Source organism: Prevotella sp. P4-98 (assembly GCF_002251405.1).
Taxonomy (GTDB): domain Bacteria; phylum Bacteroidota; class Bacteroidia; order Bacteroidales; family Bacteroidaceae; genus Prevotella.
The window spans coordinates 80,744-97,785 of the sequence record NZ_NPJC01000051.1; the positions used below are offsets into that span (position 1 = coordinate 80,744).

Here is a 17,042-nt window from a genome sequence, read left to right on the forward strand (position 1 = left end):
TTGTTGGCGCCAAATAAAATCTTTAACGAAAATCTTAAACAAAATGCGCTCGAATACCTCGCTTTTGGGAAGAATTTTTATAGGGATCGCATCGGAGATGCTCGAATTTTTGGAGTAGCGAAGACAGAGTGAGAGCGCGCTTTCACTATGCTGAGTCACGACAAAAATAACCTATGGTGTAAATCTTAACGAAAATCTTAAAAATAATCTTTAACCAAAATCCTTTTTTCTGTGATTTCCGTGTTCTCCGTGTCTTCCGTGGATAAAATCTTTCCGTGATTTCCGTGTGATAAAAAGTTACCGGAGCGCCTCCAGATAACTGGCGAGTCGTTCCGTCACAACAGTAGCAAGAGCCACTTTACCATCTTGATCAATCACGACAATAGAAGGAATCCACTTCACACCATAAGCCTTAGAGATTTCGGTATCATGAAACTTCTTCAACTCCGACACCTGAGGATACGTAATGCCGTATTTCTCGCACGCTGCACGCCACGCCTCAACATTGGTATCCATCGACACACCGACAAAAGCAACACCCTTGTCGCTATATTTCTTATAGAGTTCTACAACGGCAGGAGCTTCCTTTCTACAGTCGGGACACCATGATGCCCAGAAGTCGAGCACTACCACACGACCCTTCAGTTCCGACAGGGAGAACGGTTTTCCATCGATGGTCTGCATCGTGAAATCGGGTGCCACACTACCCACCTTCACCAATTCTGTGGCATACTTGGCATCGAGGTCTCCCTCTTCTGCCTGTTGTGCTTGTACCGAAGCGGTCATCATCACCATCACCGCCAATAATAATTGTTTCATTGTCTTCATATCTTTATCTATAATATTGTTTTCACTGATCACTATACGCCACCGAATACACATAGCGCAGGTCGGCGCTAACCACGGTATCTACCCTGCCCGCACCATCGAGCACAGATTTCATATCGCTGCGGATGCCTTCGCCCGAACGCTTCTGCACCGCCTCTTTCATCGTCCACAGGCGCACAAACTCCAGTTCCGGATTGGCTGATTGTCCGATCTGCAGCAGCTCGTCATCACTCATGGTGTGGCGCACCAATGCCTCACGATAGCCGCGCATCGACTCGATATCGACGCCCACAGGATAGGAATCGATCACACAGATGGCTGCCTCGCGACAATGACTCATATTGAAACAGATGTCTGGATGACTCACGATAAACGGTTTGCCGTGTTCGCCATAAGAGAACACGGGCGGCTCCATGATGCCAAACTCCCGTTGCAGTCCCTCGCACAACAGCAGATAGGCTGCCACACAAGTGCGACGTCCAAGGTCGTGCTTGAAAGCTAAAGCCTGTTGGCGGCGCTGTTCCGACAGGAGTGACAGGGCGTGCTCCACATCGAGTTGGTCTAAATGGTCGTTGAGATATATCATGGGGCTGTTTCTTGAGGGTTTTGATGCGTATTGTCGGTCTGCGTCTTGGGCCAGTTGACTAAATAGAGGCGCTCCGACGCACGGGTAAAGGCGGTATAGAGCCAGTGGATATAATCGGGAGTGAGCATCTCATCGGTCATATATCCCTGATCCACATAGATGTGTGCCCACTGTCCTCCCTGTGCCTTATGGCAGGTGGCGGCATAGGCAAACTTCACCTGTAGCGCATTATAATAAGGGTCTTGCTTGAGCTGCTTGAAGCGTTCCTGCTTGGTGGGAATGTCGGCATAGTCTGCCATCACCTGTTGGAAGAGTTGTTCCTGTTGGTCGCGGGTCAGTGCGGGAGCTTCTGATGTCAGCGTGTCGAGCAGTATGGTGGCTGTCACTTCGGCATCGTCATAATCGGGAAATGCCAACGTCACATCAGCAAAGCGAAAGCCATAGAGCTTTCGGATGTTGCGCACACGACGCACCTCTGCCCTGTCGCCATTGGCAATAAAGGTTTCGCTGGCATCGGTAGTCTGTCCGGTGGTGGGCAGTTTCCAGTAATAATTGTTTTTTACGATCATCAACTGGTCGCCAGTGGTCAGTTCATCCTCCCGTCCGAGCACCATATTGCGAATGCCTTGGTTGTAGATATTGGCACGCTTGTTGGATCGGGTGATGACCATGGTCTCGTCGAGTCCTACCTCCGAATAGCTTCCTGCCAATGTTTCTATGAGTTCGTCGCCCATCACCAAGCGGATATCGTCAAAGCCTTCGAAGCGTACCTTCGGCAACGATACGTCGCCATATTCCTCCATGGCATCAAACATCCGACGGATGGTAGTGGCATTGTAGAGGATGCCTGAATCCTGACTCTGTCGCAACACTTCGTTGAGATCACACTCGCTGACATGCAGTCCGTAGCCTCGCAGGATATCGCCCACCAGTGCAGGACTCTCGTCTTCGCCCACTGGTGGCAACTGGGCGCGGTCGCCGATGAGCATCAACCGACAGTTGCGCCCGTTATAGACGAAGCGAATCAAGTCGTCCAACAGTTGACCTTGTGCAAAGGGTGTATCGCCATAGGTCGATGCGTTGGCTATCATCGAAGCCTCATCCACGATGAACAGCGTATCTTGTGTGTTATTGTAATTGAGGCAGAATGCCCCTTCCAACGACTGTTGCCGATAGATGCGACGATGGATGGTATAGGCTGGATGGCCCGAATAGAGCGAGAAGACCTTGGCGGCACGTCCTGTTGGAGCAAGCAACACCATCCGCTGTTGCAGTTCTGCCATGGTCTTCACAATGGCTGCGGCAAGAGTGGTCTTACCTGTTCCTGCCGAACCGCGCAACACCATGACAGCCTCTTCACGACGGTTGGTCATGAAGGAAGCAAACTGCCCTATGGCTTGCTCTTGTTCGGCGGTTGGCACATGACAGAAGTTATGTCTGATGCGGTAAATCAGTTCGTCGATTATCATACGGTGGTCAAAGTTACGAAATATTGCAGAAATAGAAAAGCATTTTGGGATGATTAACGTTGATGACTGTGATTTTTACTACGGATTGGAGTTTGAGATAATTCGATGCACCTCGGAAATACAAAGAAAATTTTTGATTTTCTTTGTATTTCGCTCGGTTTGCACTACCTTTGACGCTGTGCGTCTTAGGTACTCACGCTCGGAAAAACCAAAATTTATTTGGTTTTTCTCTCACTTAATCGTACCTTTGGACTAAAGCCCGTAGGTAGGCGGCACCTCGGAAATGAAAAGAAAAACGGGTTTTTCTTTTGCATTTCGCTCGGTTTGCACTACCTTTGCAATGAATATGTCTAATAGAACGACGAATGCAATACTGGGCTTGGCAGCCCTGATACTGGCAATACTATGCCTGCTAAGCATCGTCAGCAACTAAAACCACTGGCAGGATGCACGACTATAGCCAACCCGTTTCACGTAAACGACTCATCATCAGAGTGAGCCGTAAGTCATTGTCGTTCTCTGTTTTAGACAGCGGCAACGGACAGATTTCTTTCAGCCCCTACCCACTGAAAAGCGGCATCTCACTATCGGCAAACCTTCGTGAGGCGTTCCGCGATGAAGAAATTCTAAACGATAAATACCAACACGTACTGGTATCGGTGGTGGCACCGACACTCACCGTTCCTACCGAACAGTTTAAAGAACAGGAAAAGGAAATATTGTTCCGACACGCCTTCACCAATCACGAACAGGATTGTGTGGGATATACGGTGATGGACGACCTCAACTGCGTGGTGCTCTTTGCCATCAACAGAAATCTGAAGAGCGTCATCGCCGACCACTACCCCGAAGCAAGATACATGGCGGCGGTGGCTCCCGTATGGAGACACCTGCACCAAAGGAGTTACATGGGCACGAAAGCTAAACTCTACTGCTACTTCCACGACCAGCGCATGGATGTGTTCTGCTATGGACAAAACCGCTTTAAGTTCTGCAATGCCTTCGACGGACGCGATGCGCACGATGCCCTTTACTACCTGCTCTCCGTTTGGAAACAACTGGGCATGAAGGTGGGGCACGACGAAATATTTCTCGTAGGCGATATTCCCGAACAACAATGGCTGATCGAGGAACTGAAGAAATATGTGCAGCGCGCCTATGTCATCCTACCCACTGGCGATTTCAACCGTTCTGCCGTGACGCAGATAGAAGGAATGCCTTATGACCTCATGACATTATTCGTAAAAGGAAGATGAGAATTATTACAGGAATATACAAGGGACGTCACTTCGACATTCCGCGCTCGTTTAAAGCGCGCCCCACTACCGATTTTGCCAAAGAGAATATCTTCAACGTACTCACGCAGTATGTTGATTTCGATGGAGCGGAGGCACTCGACCTCTTTTCGGGCACAGGAAGCATTTCCCTCGAACTCGTGTCGCGTGGCTGCCAGACGGTGGTCAGCGTGGAAATGGATCGTGACCACCATCGTTTCATACAGGAGTGCCTGAAGAAACTCAATGCCAAGGCGTGTATTCCCGTCCGTGGCGATGTGTTCCGCTTCGTGAAATCATGCCGCCAACAGTTTGATTTCATCTTTGCCGATCCTCCTTATGCACTCAAGGAACTGCCACAGATTCCTGACCTCGTCTTGCAGAAAGGCATACTGAAAGAGGATGGCATCTTCGTCTTTGAACATGGCAAAGACCATGACTTTTCCGAACACCCCAACTTCATTGAACACCGACAGTACGGCAGCGTCAATTTCACACTGTTCAGAGCAACGGCGAAAACAACCGAGTGATACTCTCCCACAAACGCACACCAAACTTTGGATGTACGCGCCTGGGGAGGTCTGCCCATGCCACCGACTGCTCTTCATCACGCAGGAAGATACGCTTCATGCGCAAGGCGGTGCCTTCGTCATAGATGAAGGCATTGGCTTCGAAATTATTTTCAAAAGACCGGAAGTCAACATTGGTGGAACCGCACGATGTCAACGCATCATCACACACCAACATCTTGGCGTGCAGGAAACCGCCTTGATAGAGACTGACCTTCACACCGGCTTCTTCCACTTCACGCAGATAGGATCGTGATGCCCACTCCACCAACCTCGCATCGGCTTTATACGGACACAGCAAACGCACATCGACACCTGCCGTGGCTGCGGTCTTGAGCGCAAAGAGCACGGGTTCGTTGGGCATGAAATAAGGAGTCTCGATATAAACATAGCGACGGGCTGCCAGAATGATACGCACATAACCCTGCATAATCTCTGGATAGAGTGAGGTGGGTGCACTCGTCACCACCTGCATCAAACAGTTGTTGGACAGACTGGCATCGTCCGGCGAGGGATAATAGCTGCGGTCGCTGATAAGGGTACGATCTACGAAATACCAATCCACCAGAAATGCTCGTTGCAAGGCATAGACGCCACTTCCCACAATGCGCAACATCGTGTCGCGCCAAGCCATACCGTGGATGCCTTTCACATAGCGTTCAGCAATATTCATGCCGCCGATATACCCCACCCGTCCGTCTATCACCACTATCTTACGGTGGTTGCGGTAGTTGACCTTACTGGTGAACAACGGGAAGCGAACGGGAAGGAACGAAACGACTTCTATGCCCGACTCGCGCATCTCCTCATAGAACCGATTCTTCACGCGCCAACACCCTACATCATCATAGATGACACGCACCTTCACACCTGCCTTGGCTCTTGCTCGCAGGGCGTCGAGGATCTGTCTGCCGAGACTGTCGTCTTCGAAGATATACATGCAGATATGAATATGATGGGTGGCACGTTTGATATCGTCAATCAACTGGCGGAAGAAGGCTTCGCCCTCGGTGATGATGTCGATGCGGTTGTCTTTGAAGGGCAATGAGAACGACTGGTTGACAAACAGATCGACCAACTGTTTATGGCGGTCGGCAACACGCAGATTCTGCTGACCTACAAACTCCAGCATCGAACGTTTCGTCAACTGATTCATTGACCGTTGACTGATGACCCTTGCACGCCGATGGTTCACACCGAAGAATACATAAAACAGCAATCCCACTACTGGCAAGAAGATGATTACCATAATCCATGCCATGGTCTTCACCGGCTGACGGTTGTCGAGCAATACATGGAAGATAGCGATAAAGCCTGCTGCGATAACGGCTATCGTCAGCAGCAGCATCAATGTCAGATAGAAGATGGAGAATGTCATCATGCCCGTGTCTCTTTTAGTTGCGTCCCAACTGCCGCCCCAGTTCCTGGTAGATCTTGCTGGTGTCCATATACGCCTTCATCAGTTCGCGCATCTTCTCCATATCGCCTGCCGAGGTTTTGAGTTGCTGGTTGATGGTTTTCAACCGCTCACCCACGATGATATAACGGTAGTCGAGCATCAGATGCTGCACCCGTTGGCGCAAGGTATGTCCGCTGTGTTTCATCTCAAAACCCCGACCCAACTGATAGTTGTCGATGGCAAGACGCGTTGCCAACTGGCTGATGTTCACATCGGGATGCTGGGTGAAATAGGCTTCGGCACGAAAACCGGCATTGGCTGAGTGCTCTACGGCTTCGTGCAGTATCGTATTATAGAGGGGTTCGGCAAACGAGAGTTCGTCGCAGCCAAACTCATAATCCACATATTGCGCCACATTCATGCTGACCGTCTGACCGTCTTCTGTCTCCAGATCATCGAAGATAATCTCTTCACCGTGGCGCACCACCTGTTGTATCAACAGACGCTCCACCTCGGCTGTGGCGTTCACCTGAACGGCAAAGGCTACATCATTGGCTGAGGTGGTCTGCGCATCAGGCGCCTGCACATCCTGCGGGCGTTCCGTCGTGGGTTTCTCGCGCTCTTGCGCTATAAACTTATTGGTTTGCGTGATCAGCGTGCGCTCATCCACACCCAAGCGGCGCGAACAATCGGTCAGATACGTGGAACGCACAATGGAATCGGGTATCACACTCACCGAACGCACGATGGAGTTGATGGCTTCTGCACGGCGCAAGGGGTCGTTCACTCCTTTCAGCAGCAGGTCGGTCTTAAACTGTATGAAGTCGGTCTGGTGGTCGTCAATATACTTGCGAAACTCCTCGGCAGTATGTTTGCGCGAGAACGAATCGGGGTCGTCGCCATCGGGCAACAGCAACACCTTCACATTCATGCCTTCCTGCAACAACATATCCGTACCGCGCATGGCTGCATGGATTCCGGCAGCATCACCGTCGTAGAGCAGTACGATATTCTGCGTGAAGCGGTGCAACATACGAATCTGATAGATGGAGAGTGCCGTACCGGAGTTGGCCACCACATTCTCCAATCCACATTGGTGCATGGCAATCACGTCGGTATAGCCTTCCACCATATAGACGCAGTCACACTTGACAATGGCTTTCTTGGCTTGATAGATGCCATAGAGCTCGTGGTCTTTATGGTAGATTTCCGAATCGGGTGAGTTCACATATTTCTGTTGCACACCCTTGGTGGCTGCATCGAGCTTGCGACCGCCAAAAGCCACCACCTTACCACTCACATTAAACCAAGGGAAGATGGCGCGACCCGCAAAGCGGTCGTAGGTGCCATGTTCACCAGTGTAGCACAGGCCGGTCTTCACCAGATACTCATCCTTATAACCTTTGCGGCGTGCCTCCTCCAACAGCGCATCACGCTTGGTGAGAGCAAAGCCCAACTTAAACTTACTGATGATATCGTCGCGGATGCCACGGCTGCGGAAATACTGTTTACCGATAGCCATGCCATCCACATCCTGTTGCAGAATGGTATGGAAATACTGACATGCCCATTCGTTGACGATGAACATCGACTCGCGGTCACCCTGCTCTTTCTGTTCCTCGGCAGTCAGTTCGCGCTCCTCCACCTCGATATTATATTTCTTGGCAAGCCACCGCAACGCTTCAGGATAGGTGATCTGCTCATGCTTCATCAGGAAGTTGATCGCGTTACCGCCCTCTCCGCAGGCAAAGCAATGGCAAATCTGTTTCGATGGCGACACCATAAACGACGGTGTCTTATCGTCGTGGAAGGGACACAATCCCTTATAGTTAACTCCCGCTTTGCGCAAGCTAACAAACTCGCTCACCACATCCACAATATTGGTGGCGTCCATGATTTTGTCTATCGTCGCTCTGTCTATCATAACCTTCAAAATGCGAAATTACGAATAAAACAGCGAAGTACAAAACAAAACCCCACATTTTTTAATGCCGCACACGGATTGCGAGGTACTCGAGCGCATTTTGGTCAAGGATTTTTATTTAAAGATTATTATTTCTGGCCAAAGGCCATATTTCATTAAAGATTTCCTCCAAAGATTTCTTGCGCTCGCGCAACCCCCAAAAAACATCCGTATAAATTCCGTTTAAATTCCGATGATTGTTTAAAGATTTCCTTCAAAGATTTACCGTAGGTTAATTTTATCTTTATAATAAGCAAAAAAAAATCAATAAAACATTGGCGGTTAGAAGAAAATACTATATCTTTGCAAGCAAATAAGAACCAAAAATATAACAAAAAGGTTTCAAAAACATGGCACAGGCATCAAACCAAAGTACTGTAAATAAGATAGAAATGAGACTTAGAGGAAAGGGACGTGGTTCGATAGTCTTCCAACAAGACTATGCAGACTGCGGAACACCATCAGCCGTGAAGTCAACATTCCATCGAATGTACACCGACGGACTGTTGGTGCGGTTGGCTCATGGCATTTATTATTACCCCAAAGAGGACAAGGAATATGGACTTGGCATTATCTATCCATCTGTTGAAGACATTGCCCAGGCTATAGCCAAACGAGACAAGGCGAAGATTGTACCGATGGGAGCATATGCCTTGAATCGTCTCGGATTGTCCACGCAGATGCCCATGAATGTCGTGTTCCTGACCAACGGTGCACCACGTAGGATAAAGATCGGGGACGGGCGTGGCATCCTGTTCAAACATTCTTCTTCGGGCAAGAACTTTGCCTATAAATCAGAGCTGATGATGCTTGTTGTAACAGCCATGCGCACCATAGGCGAAGAAAAAATAACCGACGAGGAACGCAACGTGCTTGTCGAGCACGCAAAGAATGTAAACGACAACGATTTCAACCATGATATAAAACTTGCCCCTGCATGGGTGCGCAAAATACTAATTGCACGATGAAATTCATAGACATACCAGAAGATAGACAACGTGAAGCTATCAATACCGTGGCATTGCAGACCGGATTGCCGCCGTCAAGTATCGAAAAGGACTGGTGGGTAACGCAGGTGTTGAAAGCCCTTCATACTTTGCCATATGCAGAACATATTGCTTTCAAAGGAGGTACAAGTCTTAGCAAATGCTGGAACTTGATAGCCAGATTCTCCGAAGACGTAGATATTGCACTCAGCAGAGAATTCCTTGGCTTTAGCGGTGAATTGTCGAAGACTCAAATCAGTGACAGACTGCGTCGCGCTGCCTGTTCTTTCGTAAGAGAGAAGATGCAGCATGATGTAAGGAAGGCTTTAGTGGATTTGGGCATACGAACAGATGCTTTTTCTGTGGATGTTATAATCACACCAGTTACGACAACTGACCCAGAGATGATAACTATAACCTATCATAGTTTGTATGAAGCATCACCATATATCAAGAATACGGTAAAGATAGAAATCAGCGGCAGATCGATGATAGAGCCTATTGAGAAAAAAGCAATCAACGCTGCTATTGATGTCCATTTCAGCAAAGCTCCATTTGCAGAAAAGCCATTTGAGGTGAACGCTGTCATCCCTGAGCGTACCTTCCTTGAAAAGGTGTTCTTATTGCACGAAGAGTTCAGGAAGAACGAGGTCAGAGTGGAGCGTATGTCTCGCCATATATATGATTTGGCAATGATGATGGATTCTGAAAACAAAATTGCTGACCGTGCAATCCACAACGAAGCCCTGTATAAGGCGGTACTTGAACATCGCAGAAAGTTCATCGGACTTAAAGGATTCAACTATGATGAGCTTTATCCTGCCACATTATGTATCGTGCCCAACGAGGAAATTGCAAGACTATGGCAAGATGACTACAAGTTCATGTGTGAGCACATGATTTTCGGGCAGGTGCCTTCTTTTGAGGAACTGATAAGCAAGTTGTCAATACTCAACGACCTAATAAAACACTTAAACTACAGAAAAATATGAATATAAAAGAAGACAATCCATGTACTCATGTATTTCCGTTTAAATTCCGATGATCCGATGTTCCGATGTCCCGACAAAATCGTCGAATCACCACATTTTTTCGCTATTTCTTTGTTTTTCATATTTTTTTCCTTGGATATATTGACATTTTTTCATACTTTTGTTCCGTGATAAGACATGAAACAGTGTAACAAGCCAAATAATAAACCCTATTATTAATTTAATTTCAGTACAATTATGAAGAAGTTATTTTTAGCCGTAGTAGCAATGATGATATCAGCAGCTACCTTTGCACAAAATGAAGTAGGTCAGCTCACTATCCAGCCTAAGGTTGGTGTCAACATCGCCAACATCACAGATGCCGACGATGCCGACCCCCGTATTGGTTTGGCTGCCGGTGCAGAATTTGAGTATGGACTAACAGACAATATCGGCTTGAGCGCTGGTGTCCTTTATTCCATGCAGGGTCTTAAAACTACCATTGTTGATGCTGATTGCACTTGGAAACTCGATTATTTGAACGTTCCTATCCTTGCCAATTTCTATGTAGCTAAAGGATTGGCTCTAAAACTCGGTGTACAGCCTGGTTTCAAGCTCTCTTCAAAGGCGGAATTTAAAGAACCTGGAGCATCAAAAGAGGTAGATGTTGATGGTGTCAAAAGCGTTGACCTTTCTATTCCTGTAGGCCTCTCTTATCAGTATCAGAATATCGTGTTTGACGCTCGCTACAACTGGGGTGTTACAAAGATTATTGAAGATAGCGATTCAAAGCATAGCGTATTCCAGATTACCGTTGGCTACAAGTTCTCTTTGTAAGAGCAACATGATAGTCAATCATTATATCCACAAGGTAGGTTCTCCCAGAACCTACCTTTTTTAATATCCCACACCTATTTATATATACCAACTCGAAAAATCACAGACATTGCACAAAAATCGCCATTTGTGCACAAAACGTCGGTTTTTGTGCATTTTATTTGGCTACATACCAAAAAAAGATTACCTTTGCACCCGATTTCGAAATTTCAATAACTCAAAATTTATATGGCTTTAAAGATTGTCGTTCTGGCAAAACAAGTGCCAGACACCCGAAATGTGGGTAAGGACGCAATGACCGCTGAAGGTACCGTAAACCGCGCCGCCTTGCCTGCTATCTTCAATCCCGAAGATTTGAACGCCCTGGAACAAGCCCTTCGTCTGAAGGAACAAAACCCAGGCTCAACAGTTGGAATCCTCACCATGGGTCCTCCACGTGCAGGAGAAATTGTCCGTCAGGGACTTTACCGTGGCGCCGATACCGGTTGGGTTCTCACCGACCGCCTCTTCGCTGGTGCCGATACCCTTGCTACTTCTTACGCTTTGGCCACCGCCATCAAGAAGATTGGCGATGTGGATATCGTACTCGGTGGTCGTCAGGCTATCGATGGCGACACCGCACAGGTAGGCCCGCAGGTTGCTCAGAAACTGGGACTCAACCAAGTCACCTACGCTGAAGAGATTCTGAAAGTAGAAAATGGAAAGGCCACCATCCGCCGCATCATCGACGGAGGTGTGGAGACCGTAGAAGCTCCCCTGCCTGTTGTCATCACCGTCAACGGAAGTGCAGCACCCTGCCGTCCGCAGAATGCCAAACTGGTGATGAAGTACAAACGCGCCACCTGTCCTATGGAGCGCCCCAAGGAAGGCACTCCCTACGACTTCCTCTATGAAGAGCGCCCCTACCTCAACCTCAACCAGTGGGGTGTGGCAGATGTTGACGGCGACGTAGAGCAGTGTGGTCTTTCGGGATCACCCACCAAGGTGAAGGCAGTGAAGAACATCGTGTTCCAAGCCAAAGAGTCAAAGACCCTGACCGCTTCAGATGCCGACATTGAAGGAATGATCAAGGAATTGTTGGACGAAAAGATTATTGGATAAGAGATATGAATAATGTATTTGTATATGTTGAGATAGAAGGTACGCAGGTACAGGAAGTATCTCAGGAACTGCTGACCAAAGGTCGCAAGCTCGCCAATGAACTCGGTGTAGAGCTCCACGCTGTGGTTGCCGGCACCGGTATCAAGGGTAAGGTAGAGGACCAGATCCTCCCATATGGTGTTGACAAGCTGTTCGTGTTCGATGGCGAAGGACTCTTCCCCTACACCTCAGCTCCCCACACCGATATCATGGTCAACCTCTTCAAAGAGGAACAGCCGCAGATTTGCCTCATGGGTGCAACAGTCATCGGTCGCGACCTCGGTCCCCGCGTGTCATCATCACTCACCAGCGGACTGACTGCCGACTGCACCGAACTGGAAATCGGTTCGTTTGAAGACAAAAAGTCTGGCAAGACCTTCGACAACCTGCTCTATCAGATTCGTCCCGCTTTCGGTGGTAACATCGTAGCCACTATCGTCAACCCCGAACACCGTCCACAGATGGCAACCGTTCGTAGCGGTGTGATGCAGAAAGCCCTCTACGACGGACAGGCCAAGAACGAGGTCGTATATCCTGAAGTATCAAAATACGTAGCTCCAGAAGCCTTCGTTGTAAAGGTGCTCGACCACCACGTAGAGGCAGCCAAGCACAACCTCAAAGGCGCACCTATCGTAGTAGCCGGAGGATATGGCGTAGGATCTAAGGAAGGCTTCGACCAACTCTTCCAGTTGGCAAAAGTACTCCATGGCGAAGTAGGAGGATCACGTGCCGCTGTCGATGCCGGATGGATAGACCACGACCGTCAGATCGGTCAGACCGGTGTCACCGTACACCCCAAGGTATATATTGCCTGTGGTATCTCTGGTCAGATCCAGCACATCGCTGGTATGCAGGATTCAGGCATCATCATCAGCGTCAACAACGACCCCGACGCACCCATCAACAAGATTGCCGACTACGTCATCGTGGGCAATGTCGAGGAGGTAGTGCCGAAGCTCATTAAGTATTACAAGCAAAATTCGAAATAAATAATTTGGGAATTTAAAGAAGTTAAGGGAAGTTAGAGAAGTTAAGAGACAATAGCTTTTATGGCGTATAGTTTTGAAAATATCATAGCTTGGCAGAAGGCTCATGCTTTTGTTTTGTTCGTTTATCGAGTAACGAGACATTTTCCAAAAGATGAGATTTTTGGACTGACATCTCAGTTCAGAAGAGCAGCTGTGTCTATCGAAGCAAACATTGCAGAAGGCTATAAGAAACTTAGCAAAGCTGACAAACTCCGTTTCTTCAACATTTCGCAAGGAAGTCTTGAGGAATGTAGAGATTACATTATCTTATCTAGAGATTTAGATTACATCTCGCAAATTGAATTTGAAGAACTCCATACTGGCCTTGTAACGACAAGTAAATTTCTCAATTCATATTGCGAAGCTTTCGTTAACAATAATGCTCTTAAGGAAGAAGGAATGTAGTTATAAATAGTAGATCAAGGAAGAAAGGTGTTGTCCCTTAACTTCCCGAACGACCGTAGGGAGTGATAACTTCCCGAACGACCGTAGGGAGTGATAACTTCCCCTTAACTTCCCCTTAATTCCCACAAAACAAAAAAATATGGCAAACTATTATAGTGATCACCCCGAAATCGCGTTCCACCTCAACCACCCGTTGATGGAGCGCATCGTAGAACTCAAGGAGAAAAACTACGAAGACAAAGCCAAGTTCGAGGACGCACCCGTCGATTACAACGATGCCATCGAGAACTACAAACAGATTCTCGACATCACCGGCGATGTGGCAGCCAATATCATTGAACCCAACTCAGAGAGCGTTGACCTCGAAGGTCCACACCTTGAGAACGGTCGTATGATCTATGCCTCAAAGACATTCGAGAACCTTGACGCCACCCGTAAGGCTGGACTCCACGGTGTCTCAATGCCCCGTCGCTACGGCGGTCTCAACCTCCCCAACACCGTATTCTCTATGCTCAGCGAGGTCATCTCAGCAGCCGATGCAGGTTTCCAGAACATCTGGAGCCTCCAGAGCTGTATCGACACCCTCTATGAGTTTGGTTCAGAGGAACAGCGTCAGAAGTACATCCCGCGCGTATGTGCCGGCGAAACCATGTCAATGGACCTCACCGAGCCCGATGCCGGTTCCGACCTGCAGCGCGTCATGCTCAAAGCCACCTACGACGAGAAAGAAGGTTGCTGGCGCCTGAATGGTGTGAAGCGCTTCATCACCAATGGTGACTCAGACATCCACCTCGTACTCGCCCGTTCAGAAGAAGGCACCAAAGACGGTCGTGGACTCTCTATGTTCATCTACGACAAGAACCAAGGCGGTGTTGATGTGCGCCACATCGAGCACAAGCTCGGTATCCACGGATCACCCACCTGTGAGCTGACCTATAAGAACGCTAAGGCAGAACTCTGCGGAAGCACCCGTCTCGGTCTGATCAAGTACGTCATGGCACTGATGAACGGCGCCCGCCTCGGCATCGCAGCCCAGTCAGTAGGTGTAGAACAGGAAGCCTACAACGAAGGACTCGCCTACGCCAAGGAGCGTGCACAGTTTGGTGAGAAGATCATCAACTTCCCTGCAGTCTATGACATGCTCTCACGCATGAAGGCCAAGCTCGACGCAGGTCGTTCACTGCTCTATCAAACCGCCCGCTACGTAGATATCTACAAAGCCCTTGAGGATATTGAGCGCGACCGCAAGCTCACCCCCGAAGAGAAGCAGGAACTCAAGAAATACCAGCGTCTGGCAGACGCCTTCACTCCAATGGCAAAGGGTATGAACTCAGAATACGCCAACCAGAACGCCTACGATGCCATCAGCATCCACGGAGGTTCAGGCTTCATCATGGAGTACAAGAGCCAGCGTTTGTTCCGCGACGCCCGCATCTTCTCTATCTACGAGGGAACCACCCAGCTTCAGGTAGTAGCCGCCATCCGTTACATCACCAACGGCACCATGCTCAACAACATCAAGGACATGGCAGCCGCAGAAGTTTCTGAGGCACTCCAGCCCCTGAAGGCACGTGTTGAGAAGCTCATCCCCGTTTACGAGGCAGCCCTCAACCGCGTCAAGGACCTCAACAATCAGGACGCCCACGATTTCCTTGCCCGTCGTCTTTACGACATGACCTGTGAGATTGTGATGTCGCTCCTCATCCTCGACGATGCCACCCGTGCTCCAGAACTCTTCACCAAGTCAGCCAACGTATATGTTCGCATGACCGAGGAAGATGTTCTTGGTAAGGCAGCCTACATTCAGAATTTCCAGGTAGAGGATCTCGCCAGCTTCCGTGCTGCCGAAGAATCTGCCGCCGAGTAATCTACTCCCCCACTATACCAATCACCGCCGCAGTCAACCACTGTGGCGGTGATTTTTTCACCTCTACCATAACAAGACATCTCAGATTCCCATCAATGATTTCACTGGAATGTTAAGCATTTTGATGTAATCTACGCCAAAAAGAAAAACGAAATCTCATCAAATATCTCCCTCGTTGATTTACAACAGGTTATGGAATTAGCGCATACCAGTCATTGGCTTTACTTACTCTTCCAAAAGGCATAATACCATCACACACAACTTTGCAAGTTCGAATATCCCCAGATTGCTATTACTTCACTCGTCAGTTGGATTGCATCCATTGTTTTCTGGCCATGGCATAATTAAAGCGAGCTTTATTCTGCTCATCTGGCTTAACGAAAACGATCCACTTCGTGGCACATTTTCTCGCCATGGTATAACTCGAACCAGCTCGGTTCTACTCATCTGGCTTAACAAAAACGATCCACTTCGTGGCACATTTTCTCGCCATGGCATAACTCAACGAGTTCGGGAAGAAAGGGCTACCATCCCCCACAGGTTGGGGAGTTTCTCGTCGAGTTTTCGATAGTTTCTCGTCCGAGAGTCGTTCTTCTTTCGTTCGTCTCTCGTTCGTTTTTTGCTTGATCCTCGTTCGGTCCTCGTTCGGTCTTCGATAGACTAACGAATAAGCAACGAGAGACGAACGAGAGACGAACGAGGACCTAACGAGAAGTTAACGAGAACCGAACGATAAGCTAACGGGAAGAAATCAAGCCCTGGTCGGGTGTCAATCGAAAAACCATGATCCTTCTGTTGGAACCAGCTCGAGATGTTTGATGTGAGATTTGTAAACATAAATGAGAATTTTTAATTTGTAAGACTTGTGGTTTATTGCAAAGGCTTCTTTCTGGTTATGAAAATCAGCCTCAAAAGCGCGTGCAAATATACAAAATCACACCCCCCATTGTCAAGTCTTTGACTCAAAATTTAATTTTATTTAACTATAATATAATCTTTTTTAACACAAAAAGCCTAATTTTATAACTATACAGAGCCTTTTGACAAGAGATAAACACCCAAGCATTACAGTTGACAGTTAGGAAAAAGCGCACACGGATGGCACAGATTTTTTTCATCCACGGAACACACAGACAACCCGGAGTTTTTAGGTTATAGGTTATAGGTTATAGAGGTCAGAGATTCTAGTTGAGATTTTGTTTAAAGGTTTTGTTAGGGAGATAATCTTTTAACACACAATATTTCTTGCGAAGCAACATCTTAAACAAGATTTCCTCCAAAGATTTCTTGCCGTAGGCAACTAAGAAAAACATCCGTATAAATTCCGTTTAAATTCCGATGATCCGATGATCCGTGACGATACTCACTTACAGTTCTTACAGCTTACAGTATTACAGTTTTCGGAAAACAAAAGCCTTGGTGTCATTGACCAGTCCCTGTGGCATAAGACGGCGCACGTGAAGCAGTACTTCCTGACCTCTAATCGGAAAGTCGTGAAACACACTTTCGCGTGTAAATCCATTGGGGCGCAGGTCTTCTCCGTCGTCAGCTTTCTGCTCGTTCTCATCGAGATAAAGGTGAATCACCTGTGTGTCACCTTTCTTCTCGACACGTACAGTCTTCAAGTCAAACCAGTCAAGCATGCGGACTGGCAACAGGCATTCCGCTAAGAGTCTATACTGTTCCATTTTGTTCTAACGTTTACTCTATAAACATACAC

Annotated in this window: 15 protein-coding genes; 9 read left to right on the forward strand and 6 right to left on the reverse strand. The window is 48.0% G+C overall.

Annotated elements, in window-relative coordinates; translation table 11 throughout:
* Positions 1-297 precede the first annotated feature (297 nt).
* From CIK96_RS07510 to CIK96_RS07520, 3 genes are read right to left on the reverse strand one after another with little or no spacing between them, the layout of a single operon-like run.
* Positions 298-819 (reverse strand): peroxiredoxin family protein, encoded by a 522-nt coding sequence (locus CIK96_RS07510; RefSeq protein WP_371592517.1) that lies wholly within the window; start codon positions 817-819, stop codon positions 298-300.
* A 31-nt stretch (positions 820-850) separates the two neighbouring features.
* Positions 851-1,414: a 4'-phosphopantetheinyl transferase superfamily protein gene (locus CIK96_RS07515; protein ID WP_094440198.1), complete on the reverse strand. Its 564-nt coding sequence runs from the start codon at positions 1,412-1,414 to the stop codon at positions 851-853.
* Positions 1,411-2,883, reverse strand: coding sequence for an ATP-dependent RecD-like DNA helicase (locus tag CIK96_RS07520; RefSeq protein ID WP_094440199.1), 1,473 nt, complete (start codon positions 2,881-2,883; stop codon positions 1,411-1,413). The genes CIK96_RS07515 and CIK96_RS07520 overlap by 4 nt, the downstream gene beginning before the upstream one ends.
* Before the next feature lie 446 nt (positions 2,884-3,329).
* On the opposite strand from CIK96_RS07520, the gene CIK96_RS07525 reads away from it, so the two are divergent.
* Both CIK96_RS07525 and rsmD read left to right on the forward strand, forming a co-directional pair.
* On the forward strand, positions 3,330-4,139 hold the full coding sequence (locus CIK96_RS07525) for a DUF3822 family protein (RefSeq protein ID WP_094434236.1): 810 nt from the start codon (positions 3,330-3,332) through the stop codon (positions 4,137-4,139).
* A complete protein-coding gene (gene rsmD / locus CIK96_RS07530) occupies positions 4,136-4,687 on the forward strand; it encodes a 16S rRNA (guanine(966)-N(2))-methyltransferase RsmD (protein WP_094440200.1) in 552 nt (183 codons plus the stop codon). Before CIK96_RS07525 ends, rsmD begins: the two co-directional genes overlap by 4 nt.
* Here the strand turns inward: rsmD and cls are convergent.
* Positions 4,659-6,107: a cardiolipin synthase gene (gene cls / locus CIK96_RS07535; protein WP_094440201.1), complete on the reverse strand. Its 1,449-nt coding sequence runs from the start codon at positions 6,105-6,107 to the stop codon at positions 4,659-4,661. The genes rsmD and cls overlap by 29 nt on opposite strands.
* A 13-nt stretch (positions 6,108-6,120) precedes the next feature.
* Entirely contained in the window at positions 6,121-8,049 is a 1,929-nt protein-coding gene (dnaG, locus tag CIK96_RS07540; protein WP_094440202.1) for a DNA primase, read from the reverse strand.
* Positions 8,050-8,438: 389 nt separating this feature from the next.
* Here dnaG and CIK96_RS07545 point away from each other — a divergent pair, with 389 nt between their 5' ends.
* The 7 genes from CIK96_RS07545 (at position 8,439) to CIK96_RS07575 (ending at position 15,322) form a co-directional block, all read left to right on the forward strand.
* Positions 8,439-9,056, forward strand: coding sequence for a DUF6088 family protein (locus tag CIK96_RS07545; protein ID WP_094440203.1), 618 nt, complete (start codon positions 8,439-8,441; stop codon positions 9,054-9,056).
* The gene (locus tag CIK96_RS07550; protein WP_094440204.1) at positions 9,053-10,066 is read left to right on the forward strand and encodes a nucleotidyl transferase AbiEii/AbiGii toxin family protein; all 1,014 of its coding nucleotides are present in this window, start codon (positions 9,053-9,055) and stop codon (positions 10,064-10,066) included. The genes CIK96_RS07545 and CIK96_RS07550 overlap by 4 nt, the downstream gene beginning before the upstream one ends.
* Before the next feature lie 237 nt (positions 10,067-10,303).
* Positions 10,304-10,882 carry a porin family protein gene (locus tag CIK96_RS07555; protein ID WP_094440205.1) on the forward strand — a complete coding sequence of 193 codons (579 nt, stop codon included), beginning with the start codon at positions 10,304-10,306 and terminating at the stop codon, positions 10,880-10,882.
* A 228-nt stretch (positions 10,883-11,110) separates the two neighbouring features.
* On the forward strand, positions 11,111-11,983 hold the full coding sequence (locus CIK96_RS07560) for an electron transfer flavoprotein subunit beta/FixA family protein (protein WP_094440206.1): 873 nt from the start codon (positions 11,111-11,113) through the stop codon (positions 11,981-11,983).
* Between the two features lie 5 nt (positions 11,984-11,988).
* A complete protein-coding gene (locus CIK96_RS07565; protein WP_094391320.1) occupies positions 11,989-13,011 on the forward strand; it encodes an electron transfer flavoprotein subunit alpha/FixB family protein in 1,023 nt (340 codons plus the stop codon).
* 60 nt (positions 13,012-13,071) lie between these two features.
* Positions 13,072-13,455, forward strand: coding sequence for a four helix bundle protein (locus CIK96_RS07570; protein ID WP_094440207.1), 384 nt, complete (start codon positions 13,072-13,074; stop codon positions 13,453-13,455).
* A 139-nt stretch (positions 13,456-13,594) separates the two neighbouring features.
* Positions 13,595-15,322 carry an acyl-CoA dehydrogenase family protein gene (locus tag CIK96_RS07575; protein ID WP_094440208.1) on the forward strand — a complete coding sequence of 576 codons (1,728 nt, stop codon included), beginning with the start codon at positions 13,595-13,597 and terminating at the stop codon, positions 15,320-15,322.
* A 1,391-nt stretch (positions 15,323-16,713) separates the two neighbouring features.
* Here the strand turns inward: CIK96_RS07575 and CIK96_RS07580 are convergent.
* Positions 16,714-17,010, reverse strand: coding sequence for a hypothetical protein (locus CIK96_RS07580; RefSeq protein ID WP_254047096.1), 297 nt, complete (start codon positions 17,008-17,010; stop codon positions 16,714-16,716).
* Positions 17,011-17,042: the final 32 nt, after the last annotated feature.

What these genes read in the sequence shown, in the direction of transcription:
- CIK96_RS07510 (WP_371592517.1), bottom strand. Translation starts at nt 819, where the DNA reads ATGAAACAATTATTATTGGCGGTGATGGTGATGATGACCGCTTCGGTA.
- CIK96_RS07515 (WP_094440198.1), bottom strand. Translation starts at nt 1,414, where the DNA reads ATGATATATCTCAACGACCATTTAGACCAACTCGATGTGGAGCACGCC.
- CIK96_RS07520 (WP_094440199.1), bottom strand. Translation starts at nt 2,883, where the DNA reads ATGATAATCGACGAACTGATTTACCGCATCAGACATAACTTCTGTCAT.
- CIK96_RS07525 (WP_094434236.1), top strand. Translation starts at nt 3,330, where the DNA reads ATGCACGACTATAGCCAACCCGTTTCACGTAAACGACTCATCATCAGA.
- rsmD (WP_094440200.1), top strand. Translation starts at nt 4,136, where the DNA reads ATGAGAATTATTACAGGAATATACAAGGGACGTCACTTCGACATTCCG.
- cls (WP_094440201.1), bottom strand. Translation starts at nt 6,107, where the DNA reads ATGATGACATTCTCCATCTTCTATCTGACATTGATGCTGCTGCTGACG.
- dnaG (WP_094440202.1), bottom strand. Translation starts at nt 8,049, where the DNA reads ATGATAGACAGAGCGACGATAGACAAAATCATGGACGCCACCAATATT.
- CIK96_RS07545 (WP_094440203.1), top strand. Translation starts at nt 8,439, where the DNA reads ATGGCACAGGCATCAAACCAAAGTACTGTAAATAAGATAGAAATGAGA.
- CIK96_RS07550 (WP_094440204.1), top strand. Translation starts at nt 9,053, where the DNA reads ATGAAATTCATAGACATACCAGAAGATAGACAACGTGAAGCTATCAAT.
- CIK96_RS07555 (WP_094440205.1), top strand. Translation starts at nt 10,304, where the DNA reads ATGAAGAAGTTATTTTTAGCCGTAGTAGCAATGATGATATCAGCAGCT.
- CIK96_RS07560 (WP_094440206.1), top strand. Translation starts at nt 11,111, where the DNA reads ATGGCTTTAAAGATTGTCGTTCTGGCAAAACAAGTGCCAGACACCCGA.
- CIK96_RS07565 (WP_094391320.1), top strand. Translation starts at nt 11,989, where the DNA reads ATGAATAATGTATTTGTATATGTTGAGATAGAAGGTACGCAGGTACAG.
- CIK96_RS07570 (WP_094440207.1), top strand. Translation starts at nt 13,072, where the DNA reads ATGGCGTATAGTTTTGAAAATATCATAGCTTGGCAGAAGGCTCATGCT.
- CIK96_RS07575 (WP_094440208.1), top strand. Translation starts at nt 13,595, where the DNA reads ATGGCAAACTATTATAGTGATCACCCCGAAATCGCGTTCCACCTCAAC.
- CIK96_RS07580 (WP_254047096.1), bottom strand. Translation starts at nt 17,010, where the DNA reads ATGGAACAGTATAGACTCTTAGCGGAATGCCTGTTGCCAGTCCGCATG.